The organism is Actinoplanes sp. NPDC000266 (genome assembly GCF_042899005.1).
Lineage (GTDB): Bacteria > Actinomycetota > Actinomycetes > Mycobacteriales > Micromonosporaceae > Actinoplanes.
The window spans coordinates 707,165-719,571 of sequence record NZ_JBIAZI010000001.1; the positions used below are offsets into that span (position 1 = coordinate 707,165).

General features: G+C 71.1%; 9 protein-coding genes. 7 read left to right on the top strand and 2 right to left on the bottom strand.

All coding sequences use genetic code 11. From position 1 onward, the window contains the following. Window positions 1-30 precede the first annotated feature (30 nt). The 4 genes from ACFY36_RS02860 (at window position 31) to ACFY36_RS02875 (ending at window position 4,636) form a co-directional block, all read left to right on the top strand. A complete protein-coding gene (locus ACFY36_RS02860) occupies window positions 31-987 on the top strand; it encodes an ABC transporter substrate-binding protein (protein WP_499744172.1) in 957 nt (318 codons plus the stop codon). A gap of 146 nt (window positions 988-1,133) precedes the next feature. Continuing rightward, a complete protein-coding gene (locus tag ACFY36_RS02865; protein WP_499744173.1) occupies window positions 1,134-2,024 on the top strand; it encodes an alpha/beta fold hydrolase in 891 nt (296 codons plus the stop codon). A gap of 77 nt (window positions 2,025-2,101) precedes the next feature. After that, entirely contained in the window at window positions 2,102-3,256 is a 1,155-nt protein-coding gene (locus tag ACFY36_RS02870) for a cellulose-binding domain-containing protein (RefSeq protein WP_499744174.1), read from the top strand. Between the two features lie 78 nt (window positions 3,257-3,334). Then, window positions 3,335-4,636 carry a lipase family protein gene (locus ACFY36_RS02875; protein WP_499744175.1) on the top strand — a complete coding sequence of 434 codons (1,302 nt, stop codon included), beginning with the start codon at window positions 3,335-3,337 and terminating at the stop codon, window positions 4,634-4,636. Between the two features lie 4 nt (window positions 4,637-4,640). Here the strand turns inward: ACFY36_RS02875 and ligD are convergent, their stop codons facing one another. Next, complete coding sequence (gene ligD / locus ACFY36_RS02880; RefSeq protein ID WP_499744176.1) at window positions 4,641-5,570, bottom strand: non-homologous end-joining DNA ligase; 930 nt, start codon at window positions 5,568-5,570, stop codon at window positions 4,641-4,643. Between the two features lie 641 nt (window positions 5,571-6,211). Here ligD and tnpB point away from each other — a divergent pair. From tnpB to ACFY36_RS02895, 3 genes are read left to right on the top strand one after another with little or no spacing between them, the layout of a single operon-like run. Further along, complete coding sequence (gene tnpB, locus ACFY36_RS02885) at window positions 6,212-7,591, top strand: IS607 family element RNA-guided endonuclease TnpB (RefSeq protein ID WP_499744177.1); 1,380 nt, start codon at window positions 6,212-6,214, stop codon at window positions 7,589-7,591. Window positions 7,592-7,603: 12 nt separating this feature from the next. Continuing rightward, on the top strand, window positions 7,604-9,673 hold the full coding sequence (locus tag ACFY36_RS02890; RefSeq protein WP_499744178.1) for a hypothetical protein: 2,070 nt from the start codon (window positions 7,604-7,606) through the stop codon (window positions 9,671-9,673). Between the two features lies 1 nt (window position 9,674). Next, window positions 9,675-11,195 (top strand): hypothetical protein, encoded by a 1,521-nt coding sequence (locus ACFY36_RS02895; protein WP_499744179.1) that lies wholly within the window; start codon window positions 9,675-9,677, stop codon window positions 11,193-11,195. 1 nt (window position 11,196) lies between these two features. On the opposite strand, the gene ACFY36_RS02900 is transcribed toward ACFY36_RS02895, so the two are convergent. Continuing rightward, complete coding sequence (locus tag ACFY36_RS02900) at window positions 11,197-12,189, bottom strand: carboxypeptidase-like regulatory domain-containing protein (RefSeq protein WP_499744180.1); 993 nt, start codon at window positions 12,187-12,189, stop codon at window positions 11,197-11,199. Window positions 12,190-12,407 lie beyond the last annotated feature (218 nt).

The window sequence follows — 12,407 nt, forward strand, 5'->3', positions numbered from 1 at the left end:
TAAGTTGCCTTCGGACGGACGGGAGTTCCGATGCGACGCTCACCTTTCCTCGCGGCCCTGGCCGCCATGGTCCTGCTGGTCACCGCGTGCGGCGGTTCAGGCGACGAACCCGACAGCGACGCCGGCCCCGACAAGGTCAACGTCGGGGTCATCGCCATCGTCGACGTCGCGCCCATCTATCTGGGCAAGGCGAAGGGCTTCTTCAGCAACCGCGACATCGACCTCAGCCTGACCACCGCCCAGGGTGGCTCGGCCATCGTGCCGGCGGTGCTCAGCGGCGAGTTCCAGTTCGGATTCAGCAACACCATCTCGCTGCTGCTCGCGCAGAACCGCAAGGTGCCGATCAAGGCGATCGCGAACGGCAACAACTCCACCGGCGTCGACGGCAAGGACTTCGCGGGGCTGTTCGTCAAGGCCGACAGCCCGATCCGTACGCCCAAGGACCTGGCCGGCCGCAAGGTGGCCGCCAACACCCTGAAGAACATCGTCGAGACGAGCGTGCACGCGTCGGTCCGCAAGGCCGGCGGCGACCCCACGAAGGTCACCTTCGCCGAGCTGGCCTTCCCCGACCAGGTGCCGGCGTTGCAGAATGGGCAGGTCGACGCCATCTTCGTGGTCGAGCCGTTCCAGCAGGCGGCCATCGCGGCGGGCGCGCGGAAGATCGCGTCCAGCTACGTCGACGCCGCGCCCGACCTGACCGTGGCGATGTACTTCACCTCCCAGGACCTCCTGGCCCGCGACCCCGACCTGGTCAAACGCTTCACCGAGGCGATGAAGGAGTCCTTGGCGTACGCCGACGCCAACCCGGCCGAGGTGCGCGAAGCCCTGGGCTCGTACACCAAGATCCCACCCGAGACCCGGGACGCCCTGATCCTGCCCCGCTGGCCGTCCGAGGTGAACCGGGCCTCGGTCGAGACCCTGGCCGGCCTGGCCCAGACGGACGGTCTGCTGACCGCCCCACCGGACCTGGCGGCCCTGCTGCCGTGACCCTGAGGTAGGGCAGACCCCCCAATGATCATGGGGCTGGCCTGACCGGCGATCGACCGGCCAGCAGGATCGATGGGGGGCCGCCGTGCGCGAAGGATCGATCTCGCCTTCGTTCGACGGCGCCACCACTCGTCCCGAGGAACCTCATGAGATCAACCAGGCTTCGCCAGGCCGTGCTCGCTTTCGCCCTGCCCGCGATCACCGTGGGCGCGCTGGCCGCGTGCGGTGACAGCCCGGCGCCCAGTTCTTCCGCCGCGCCCGCCTCCGCCCCAGCTTCCACCTCCGCTTCCGTCCTGCACATGATCTCCAACGGCGGGCATCGGCTGGCTTTTCATGTGACGGCCGGGCATCTTCCCGCCATCGTGCTGGACGCGGGTGGCGGTGAGGACTCGTCCTACTGGAACGATCTGGTTCCGCGGCTGTCGCAGTCGACCGGGTCGGAGATCATCACGTACGACCGGGCCGGTCTCGGTGACAGCGACGAGGTGAAGGGGCCGTGGGACGTGCACGCCGCCGTCTCCGATCTGGAAGCGGGACTGCGGCAGCTCGAGGTCACGCGGGACGTGGTCCTCGTGTCGCACTCGCAGGCCGGCGAGGTGGCGACCTACTTCGTGCGGGACAACCCGGGGCTGGTCTCCGGTGCGGTGCTGGTCGACGCGAGCCTGCCGGAGTTCTACACCGATCAGGAGATCGCGCGGGTGGTGGCGGCCAACACGCCGCAGATCGAGGCGCTGAAGAAGCAGCCGTCGACGAAGCAGACGCGGCAGCTGATCGCCACCGCGGCGAACTACGGGCCGCTGCATCAGGCGTACCACAAGGTCTCCTGGCCCGGCAGTGTCCCGGCCATCGTGATCGTCTCGGAGAAGACGCCGTTCGAGGGCTCGCCCGAGGACGCCCAGCGCTGGCGCGACGCGGCCGCGTCGTTCGTGAAGGCGGGGCCCGGGCGGACCCTCGTCACGGCGGCCGGCAGCTCGCACGACATCCCGAAGGACAAGCCCGAGCTGGTCCTCGAGGAGATCGAGCGGATGGCGGGCTGACGCTTCCCAGCGCCGCCGCTTCCAATTACAGTCATCGATATATGGGAGCGCTCCCAAGATGACGCGAGGAGGAAGCCGTGAAGGGTCGGATCGCGACAGCGGTGGTGCTGGTGGCGGCGGGACTGGTCGTGGTGCGGGCGCCGGCCGCTTCGGCGGCGCCCGCGTGCACGGTCGGGTGGACCGCCAACCAGTGGTCCACCGGCTTCACCGCCGACGTCCAGGTCACCAACGGCGGCGCGCCGGTCACCTCGTGGACGCTGTCGTGGACCTTCCCGGGCGACCAACAAATCACCAACGGCTGGAACGCCACCGTCACCCAGTCCGGCCGCGTGGTGACCGCGGCCAGCGTCGGCTGGAACGGCCCGCTCGCGACCGGCGCCTCCGCGCGTTTCGGCTTCCAGGCCACGTATTCGGGCACCAACACCGCACCGGCCACCTTCACCTTCAACGGCGTCCCGTGCGGCGACGACGCACCGACCACGCCGCCACCGACCACGCCGCCTCCCACAACGCCGCCTCCCACAACGCCGCCGCCGACGACGCCGCCTCCGACCTCGGCCGGGCCCGGCGACGGGTTCGAGAACCAGACGGGTGCCGTCCCGTCCGGCGACTGGGCCGTCACCTATCCCGACTGCTCCGGCGCCGGGACCGCGGCCATCGACCGCACGGTCGCGCACAGCGGCTCGGCCTCGCTGCGCGTCAACGGGGCGGCCGGTTACTGCAACCACGTCTTCGTCCGCAACACCCAGCTGCTCGCCGGCGCGGGCACGGCCTGGTACGTCCGGTTCTGGGTGCGGCACACCACGGCCCTTCCGGCCGCGCATGTCACCGCCGTCGCCATGCGCGACTCGGCCGACGGTGGACGGGATCTGCGCTTCGGCGGCCAGAACGGTGCCCTGCAGTTCAACCGCGCCTCCGACGACGCGACCCTGCCCGAGCAGAGCCCGGCCGGCGTGGCCCTGTCCACCCCGCTGCCGGTGAACACGTGGAACTGCGTCGAATACAAGGTCGACGGCGCCAACGGCACCATCGAGACGTGGCTGAACGGCACCTCGGTGCCCGGCCTCCTGGAGGACGGCGTGCCCACCCACGACATCGACAGCCAGTGGCTCAACCGCACCTGGCGCCCGGCCCTGACCGACCTGCGCCTGGGCTGGGAGAGCTACGGCGAGGGCGCCGACACCCTCTGGTACGACGACGTCGCCGTCAGCGGGGCGCGCAACGGCTGCTGAAGTGATAGTCCGGCCTTCTGGTTTGTCTCGGGTGGCCTAGTTACCTTCCGGTAACCAGAGCCCCTGTGGAGGCCGGACATGCTCAAACGCACACTTCTCGCCACCGTTCTGCTCACTGTCGCGATCGCTGTTCCCACGCCCGCGGCGGCCGCCGCGGTCACGATTCCCGCGTTCTACACGCCGCCGGCGACGCTGCCGGCGGCCGACGGGGCGCTCGTCCGCACCGAGCCGCTGCCGCTCGCGCTGTCGCTGCCGGGGATCACCGGGACGTTGCCGGGTACCGCGACCCGGATCATGTACAAGTCCACCGACGCGTCCGGGCAGGCCATCGCCGTGACCGGCGCCTACGTCGAGCCGGCCGCGGCCTGGCGGGGGCCGGGCGCGCGGCCGCTGGTGGTCCTCGCGCCCGGCACCATGGGGCAGGGCGATCAGTGCTCCACCTCCCTGGCGCTGGAGAAGGGCCTGGTTCTCGGGTCGGAGCAGGGGCAGACGACCATTTCCATCGGGTACGAGGTGCTGGCCCTGTACCGGCTTCTCGCCAAGGGCATCGCCGTCGTGCAGACCGACTATCTCGGGCTGGGGACGACCGATCGGCTGCACACGTACGTCAACCGGGTCGACCAGGGGCACGCCGTGCTGGACGCCGCCCGCGCGGCCCGGCAGCTACCGGACACCTCCATCACGGCGGCGTCCGGCGTGGGCCTGTACGGATACAGCCAGGGCGGCGGCGCCGTGGCCTCGGCGGCGGAGCTCCAGTCGGCGTACGCGCCGGATGTCCGCCTGAAAGCGACCTACTCGGGTGCGCCCCCGGCCGACCTGGCCGCGGTGACGGCGGCGATCGACGGCAGTGAGCTGGCGGCCGCGCTCGGCTGGTCGGTGAACGGGTTCGTGCAGTCCGAGCCGGCTCTGCGGCCGCTGGTCGACAAATATCTGAGCGACGCCGGCCGGGCCGCGCTGAAGGCCATGTCGACGATGTGTGTCGGTGACGGGATCTTCGGCTACGCCGGGCGCAAGAGCTCGTCGTGGACCACGTCCGGTCAGACGCTGGCCCAGGTCACCGCGGCCGAGCCCGTGCTGCGGGCCTTCATCGGCGAACAGCGGATCGGCGACCGCAAGCCCACGGGCGTCGTCCGGGTGGCCACCGGCGTGCGCGACAACCTGGTGCCGCACGGGCAGGCCCGCACGATGGCCGCCGACTGGTGCCGTCTCGGCGGCAATGTGGTCTACGCGCCGATCGGGCAGCTCGAGTCCGGCAGCGCGCTGCTGAACCACTTCGGGCCGCTGCTGAGCGACCAGGGCACGGCCGTCGACTGGCTCACCCACCGCCTGGCCGGCCTGCCGGCGCTGTCCACATGCTCGATTCTGCCCATACAGCCATAAGCGCTCACTCCGGTAAGCGAGCGCACGACGGATCCCGGTCGTCGAGCACACCTCGGTAGACCGGATGCCGCAGCTGGGTTCCGCCCGTCCACGAGCGATACGCGATGCGGGCCACCACCTCGGGCTCGACCCAGGTGGCCTCGGCCATCGCCGCGATCTCGGCGTGGCTCGCGGGCGGGCGGGACCGGCGCAGCGGCGTGAGCCGCTGCTCGAGCTGCTGCCGGGAGGCGCCGGAGAGTCCACTGCCGACCCGGCCGACCAGATGCAGCCGCCCGGCCCCGTCGTAGGCGCCCACGATCAGCGCGCCGATGGTGTCGCGCAACCGCCCTCGTCCGGGCAGCCACCCGCACACCACCACGTCCGCGGTGTGCGGGATGACCGTCTTGACCCAGGTCTTCGAGCGCAGGCCCGGCGTGTACGGCGAGGCCAGCCGCTTGCAGACGACACCCTCCAGCCCGTGCTCCCGGGCGGCGGCGTAGACCTCGGCCGCGGCGCCGGGGAAGGAGGGCGGCGTCTCCACACCGGCGCCCCGAAGGTCGAGTTCTTCCAGCAAAGAGCGGCGTTCCCCGTACGGCGTGGCCAGCAGCTCCCGGTCGCCGAGCACCAGCAGGTCGAACAGGTACAGGGTGACCGGCGCCGCCCGCAGCAGCCGAGGGCCAGGATCCCGCACGCCGATCCGCTGCTGCAGGCGGGAGAAGTCGGAGACACCGGCCGCGTCCAGGGCCACCAGCTCACCGTCGAGCGCGGCCCGCCGCCCGCCGAGCAACTCCGGCAGCACGGCCACCTCGGGAAAGTGGTCTGTCACGTCGCGCCCGGTGCGGCTGTGCACCCGCCACCGGCCGCCGCTCGCGGTCACCCCGGCCCGCATCCCGTCGTGCTTGATCTCCGCCGCCCAGCCCGCACCCACCGGCACCGGCCCCGGCGTGGCCAGCATGGGAGCAATGGCGGGCGGCACCCCCGTGTCCGCACACACCCCGCGATCGTCATGCGGCCGAGCGCCCCGGCGCAGGCAAACCACTCAAAACCAGCCGTCTCGCGTAGGCCGGGCGGTCCGCGCCGCTGACGTGCATCTCGGTTCTGAACAAGCTCGGCGAACTGCGGGTGCAGTAGGCACACCACCGCGTTTTCGCGGGGAACGCTCGCCTTGAGTGGACAGGGCGGACGGTGCGGAGACTGCGGCTTGTCGGCGGCCAGGCTTCTAGATCTAGCTGGCCATGACCACGCCTGCCGCCGCCGGCCGAGATGCCATCCCTCGCGGAGCGGCGCGCGGCTCTTGGGCGAGCGGAATGGTGGCGTGTCGATCGGTGTAGTCGTGATGGCGACAGATCAAGCGTCGATCGCCGCGACGGGGCAAAGATGACGAATGGGGATGGCCACTGTTGGCATGTCGGAATCTTCAGTGCTCGTTGAGAGGCTGCGGTATTTACGTGAATCTCAATGAGTGGGGCTCCGTGCACGGTTATCACGGCTACCTCCGGCGCATGTGACCGAGATCTTGGCGCTGTTGTGCGGGCGTCGCGGCGGTGCGAGCCGTGCCCGTCGGGCAGCTGAAGCGGCCATGGGGGGTGGGACGGTGTGAAGACGATTCAGGCGTACCGGTTCGCCCTCGATCTGACACCCGGGCAGGAGCGCGACGTTCTCGCGCATGCTGGGGCCGCGCGATTCGCACATAACTGGGCGCTGGCCCATGTCAAAGCGGTCATGGAGCAGCGGGCGGCGGAACGTTCCTACGGTGTGCCGGACGAACAGCTGACGCCGTCGCTGTCGTGGTCGCTCGCCTCCCTGCGCAAGGCGTGGAACGGCGCGAAATCCAACGCCGCTCCCTGGTGGCGTCAGGTGTCGAAAGAAGCGTTCAACACCGGGCTCGACGCGTTGGCGCGCGGCCTGAAGAACTGGGCCGATGCCCGCAAGGGCACACGGGCCGGGCGGCCGAGCGGCTTCCCCCGGTTCAAGTCTCGCCGCCGTACCACCCCGTCGTTGCGGTTCACCACCGGCGCGATCCGGGTCGAGCCGGACCGCATGCATGTGGTGCTGCCGAGGCTGGGCCGGTTGAAGCTGTACGAGTCGGCCCGCAAACTCGTGCGCCGCCTCGAAGCGGGCACCGCCCGGATCATGTCGGCCACGATGCGCCGCAACGGCGGACGCTGGTTCGTGTCGTTCACCGTGGAGATCGAACGCGCCGATCGAGCACGGCCTCAACCGTCCTCGACGGTAGGGGTCGATGTTGGGATCAAGCACCTCGCGGTGCTGTCGACCGGCGAGGTCGTGCCCAACCCGCGGCACCTGGCCGTCGCCCAGCAGCGCATGCGCGCGCTGGGCCGGGCGCTGTCTCGTAAGTCCGGCCCGGACCTGCGCACCGGCCGCCACCCGTCGAAACGATGGGAACGCGCCGCGGCCAGGCTCGGCCGTGCGCATGCCCGCGTGAGCAATCTGCGCCGAGACGGCCTGCACAAACTCACCACTCGGCTCGCCCGCCAGCATGGCACGGTCGTGGTGGAAGACCTCAACGTCACCGGCATGCTGGGTAACCGGCGGCTCGCACGGCATATCGCGGACGCCGGATTCGGCGAAATCCGCCGCCAGTTGGCATACAAGACCTCATGGAATGGTGGCCGGCTCATCGTGGCCGACCGCTGGTATCCGTCCAGCAAGACCTGCTCGGCATGCGGCACAGTGAAAACCAAGCTGGCCCTGGCCGAACGTGAATACACCTGCGAGGCATGCGGTCTGGTCATCGACCGTGACTTCAACGCCTCGCTCAACCTCGCCGCCCTCGCGGCTGAGTTCGACATCGCCGGGAGTGGCCCGGTGGCAGCACGTCGAGCCGACCAGAAGACCCGCCCATGCGGGCAGGCGGCTGTGAAGCGTGAACCCGGCACGTCATCAGTCGGTCAGACCGGGACCGTCCCACCGCAAGGTAGGACTGCCGAACGTGAGCTTGCTGAAGCACACTGAAAGGTAACGGGTATGACTGTCAATCTCCGGGGGCGCACCGCGATCGCCGACCGGGCCGGGGACGGACCGCTCGATCATCTGCGCACGATGATCCGGGCGTTGCCGGTGCCTACCTCGCCGGTGACGTTTCCCAGCCGTGAGGCGGCTCTCGGGCTGGCCCTGATGGATCTGTCGTTCCGGCTCGACCATCTGCCGCGGCTGTCGGAGCATCTGACTCTCATGGACCGGGGGCACATGAGCCGGACCATCAGCGTGGACGTCGACCTCGATCTCATCTCGGGGCGGCTGCGCGACACGCTCGTCGTGCCGGGTGAGGTGATGCCGGGCGAGCGGCCGTCGCTGTGGGTGCCGGTGTCCCGCTACAGCCGGCGTGATCTGGCGCCGGTGGTCATCCGGGAGTCGAACGGCGAAGTCGTGCCGCGGCTTTCGCACCGTGACGCCAACCGGGTCACCGCCGCCGCCTTCGTCAAGCTGCTCTTCATGCTGATCAACGCGCACGAGGACGTGTCGGCCCCGGCCAGCCCGATCCATCAGCTGCGGCACACCCATCAGCGGTCGCGGTGGCTGATCGAAGCCGCGATCACCGAGCTGATCATGGTGGGGGCGCCGGCCGGGCAGCGGCTGCACACGCCGCTCGACCACGCCGAGCTGGCGGCGCCGGTTGCTCGTGGGGGCGGCTCCCACTCCGTACGGGACCTCGCGCTCGTCGGTCTTGACGCTCTTTTCCCGGGGGACCAGCAGGTGCCTTTCGCGCGGCTTCTGCAATTGGCCGTACGGCAGTACATCCTGGTCGCTCAGCTCGGGCTGGACCGGCCCCGCCGGTTTCTCACCTGGGAGGCGCCCCTGCTTCCGGCTCAGCACCGGCCGGCGCCGCTGCAGACGCTGGCCAAGAACGTGCTGCCGGTCAACCGCGAGTTCGTGGTCGAGTACGAGACGGAGATCCCGCGCTCCGTCAAGGCGTACCACCTGACCCTGGAGGTCCGTCAGGAGATCAGCGTGCGCCGGTTCCTGATGTCGAGCGACGTCGACGAGGAGTTCGTCGAGGTGCTGGCCCAGGACCTGGAGTCGGTGGCCCGGCGCGCGGAGCGGCTCGGCGGTCACCACAAGCTGCTCGAACTGGAGATGCAGGGCATCGCGTCGCGACTGGCCGAGCTGGGCCGCCGGCGCCTGGTCGACCTGGCCGGCTACGAGGCCTATCTGGCCCGGCTGCCGATCCCGGTCGGTCCCGGCTCGGCGCCGCCGCCCGTGCGGCTCAGCTCGGCCCACGTCATCGAGGCGCTGTCCCGCGGCGACTGCTCGCTCGAGGTGCTGGCCGCGTTCTGCGCCCACTACGCGGCCGACGGCATGCAACATCTGGCCAAGAGCCTGCTGGCCGGGCCGGCCCTGCTCAACATCGCGGCCGGCCTGCGCGCGTCACAGGTGGGCCGGGACGTCACCACCGACAACGATCCCCGCGAGCACGGCGCCCACGCGCACTGGCGCCGCCCGTCGGTCGAGCTCAGCCCCCAGTCGACCGAGCCGGTGCGGGTCTTCGCGTACATGGCCCTGGCCGACGAGGCGCCGGCCCTGATCGAGAGCATCACCCGGATGGTGGCCGGCCTGGCCCTGGTCGTCCTGGGCATCGGGACGCTGCTGTCGGGCGGCGTCCAGTGGCTCTACTCGTCCGAGGTGTCCGAGCATTTCGCGCCCGAGCAGGCCGACGCCGTCGTCGCCGTGCTGCTGCTGGTGCCCGGCCTGCTGCTGGCCCGGCTCGACCTGCCCAGCACGAAATCGGTGCTGGGGCAGCTCCACAAGTTCCAGCGGACCCTGGCCGCGGCCTCGGTCGTGGTGACCACCGCGCTGGCCATCGTGGTCGGCACCGTGCAGTCCGACGAGGAGATGACCCGGATGTTCCAGCTGGCGCTGGCCGTCCTGCTCGGCATCCTGGTCTGCTGCCTGTGCGAGTTCTACGCCCGCCGGATCCACCGGGGCAGCTCGGTGCCCCGCTCGACGAAGGTGCCCCGTTGGCTGCGCGACGCCCGCCGCTCGGCCCGGCACACGGTCGAACCCGACGACTTCTTCGACGCCCGCGGCGAGGTGTGAGATGACCCAGCCCGCGAGCTCCACCAAGTCGTCCGAGCTGGCCCGGATCGCGGCCGAGGCGGCCGGCACCCACTTCTCGTCGGTGCAGTTCACCCTCACCCACCGGGCCGCGAACGGCTCGGTCCCGGCGCCCGCCATCGACCCCGACAAGGAGGACCCGAACGGCTGGCCCACCGACTTCTGCCACTTCTCGGCGGCTGGCCTGTCGGTGTCCACGTCGACGTGGCCGTCGGCCATGACCGCGTTCAGCGGCCGGGTGCAGATCGGTCTCGAAGAAGGGACGGGACAGCGGGACACGTACGCCTATTCGGGTTACGCCGTGCCCAACCCCGGCTTCCTCAACCAGTCCACCCGCAAGGTCGAGGTCATCATCACCCTGGGCACCACGCACTGGTCGCCGACGTACCGCGAAGCCCTCATGCAGGCCCTCATCATCGAGAAGCTCACCGGCCTGGCCGCCGAACGCGACGCCCCCGTGCTGCATCTGCACACTCCGGTGGCCCCGGTCCCGCAGACCAGCAAGGCCGAGCGCGGCGACGGCTCCAGCGAGCGGCTGCGCGACGCGATCGGCCCCTGCCTGCGCTTCTCGGTCGGCGTCGACCCGGCCCTGTCCGGCACCCGCCTCGACTTCGAGACGGAGCTGGCGGCGCTGGCCGAGGAGTACGGCTTCGGCCTCAAACTCAGCGATCAGAGATTCAACCGGGTACGGGGTGAGTGGTTCACGATCCGCGGGTTCGACCGGGAGCGTTATCGCCAGGCCCGCAACCGCCTGTTCCCGGACGCCCCGGCCCTGACGCCCCGCCGCGCGGTCATCGCGAGTGTGGTCGGCCCGTCCCGCACGGGCACGACGGCCGCGGCGGTGGCGGCCCTGCGGGCGCGCGGCATCGGCGTGCTGGCCGCCTCCATCTCCAGCATGCGCAAGACCACGTTCATCAACCTGATGCTGCCGGTCGCGGCCGACGTCCCCCGCCCGCTCCCGCAGTGGTCGGGCGGCTGGCTCGAGGCGCTGCCCCACCTGAGCGCGGTCACCGGCCATCCGCCCGGCGCCACCGAGGAGACCGACGACAGCCTCATCGACGACTGGAAGGTCGCGGTCAGCCCGGCCATGCGCTGCACGTATCCACCGTCGAGCCAGCAGACCGGCGCCACCATCACCGGCCGCGTCCCCTACCCGATCTGGCTGTGGTGGCAGCTACCGCACCGCACGGTCGACACGCCGGCGTTGCTGTCCGAGGTCCAGGCGGCCCTGCGCCCGCACACCCGCCGGTGCGAGATCGCCTACGCCCAGTCCCGCCTGTGCCGGGGCGACGTGGTGCGGGGCCGGGCCAAGCTGGTCGTGATGCTGTCGGAGGAGCACCGGGACCACGCCGCCGTGCAGCGCCTGCTCACGGACGCCACCGAGGCCGCGCAGTTCCGCATCCGCGAGCGCCTCCCGCTCCTCGGCTGCGTCGACCCCAGCAAGATCCGCCTGCGGCTGTCCCCGCGCGAGCGCTGGCTCAACTACGCCGGCATCTCGACCTGACCTATCGGTCGGCCCGCGGCAGCGTGGGCAGCAGCGCGGTCGGGGCGTCGCCCATGCCGGCCGGGACCGGCTTGTTCCGGCGGCGGACCACCACCACGGCCAGCGCGGTCAGCCCGGCGCCGATCAGCAGGCCGCCCAGGACGAACGGCACCGGGCCGCTGCCCTCGTCGCTGACCGTTTTCAAGGCGGCGGGCGCGGCCGACGAGACGACGGTCTCGGGCGAGGAGGGGGAGGACGCGGCGGGGGAGGACGCGGCGGGCGACGGCGAGGTCGTGGTGGGCGTGGCCACGGCGACCAGGGCCAGCCGGACGCTCGCGGTGCCGCCGGCGGTGGCCTTGGCGGTCGTGCGGGCGGTGCGATAGCCGTCGAGGGCGGCGACGACCGTGAGGCGCCCCTCGGCGACCGACTTGACGGAGAACCGGCCGTTCCGGTCGCTGGTCGCGCGATAGTCGCGCCCGGCGCTGTCCCGGACGGTCAGGGCCACGCCACCGAGCGCCTTGCCGCCGGTGTCGCGGACCCGGCCCGACACCCCCGCCGCCTTGGTCGACGGCTTGGTCGACGGCTTGGGCTGGGTGACGCCCGAGCCGTGGATGGTGATCATCTTGAAGTCGTAGCTGTTCTGCCCGCCGAGCCGTACGCCGATCGAGATGTTGAGACCGAGGGTCTCGCCCGGGCCGACCGCGGGCGCGACGACGGTGGCCTGGAAGTCCTGGCTCTTGCCGGGCTTGAGGGTGGGCTCGGCCCGGCAGCCGGCGGCGCAGGGCAGGCCGCCGCCGACCACGACGATGGCCGTCCCGGCCCCGCCGCCAGTGTTGGTGACGCGGAACTTGACCCGGACCTTGTCGCCGGGCTTCACGTTCTCGGCCGACACGCTGAGGATGCTGACGGGCGCCGGGGCGCCCATCGCGGGTGTCGCGGACACGGCGAGTGTCCCCCCGATCAGCGCGACCCATGCGGCGGCCCGGGCCCATCGGGCAGGGGAACGCGTCGTCACTTCCAACCACCTTCTCCACGGCAAGCGACACCGGTCGATGACGCCGCAGCACACTATGCCCTGTCCCGCACAGCCCGCGCGATCCGCCGGGTCGTGGGGTCATATGTCAGTGACTGGGGGCTATTTCGTGCGGGATCGGGAATGGCGGGGATCGGGGCGGACGGGCCGGGCCGGGTCGCTTGATCGGAGGAATCGATGGATCACAATGGACGGTTAGA

Coding starts and splice junctions, on each gene's coding strand:
- ACFY36_RS02895 (WP_499744179.1), top strand. CDS start 9,675: ATGACCCAGCCCGCGAGCTCCACCAAGTCGTCCGAGCTGGCCCGGATC.
- ACFY36_RS02875 (WP_499744175.1), top strand. CDS start 3,335: ATGCTCAAACGCACACTTCTCGCCACCGTTCTGCTCACTGTCGCGATC.
- ACFY36_RS02860 (WP_499744172.1), top strand. CDS start 31: ATGCGACGCTCACCTTTCCTCGCGGCCCTGGCCGCCATGGTCCTGCTG.
- ACFY36_RS02890 (WP_499744178.1), top strand. CDS start 7,604: ATGACTGTCAATCTCCGGGGGCGCACCGCGATCGCCGACCGGGCCGGG.
- ACFY36_RS02865 (WP_499744173.1), top strand. CDS start 1,134: ATGAGATCAACCAGGCTTCGCCAGGCCGTGCTCGCTTTCGCCCTGCCC.
- ligD (WP_499744176.1), bottom strand. CDS start 5,570: ATGCTGGCCACGCCGGGGCCGGTGCCGGTGGGTGCGGGCTGGGCGGCG.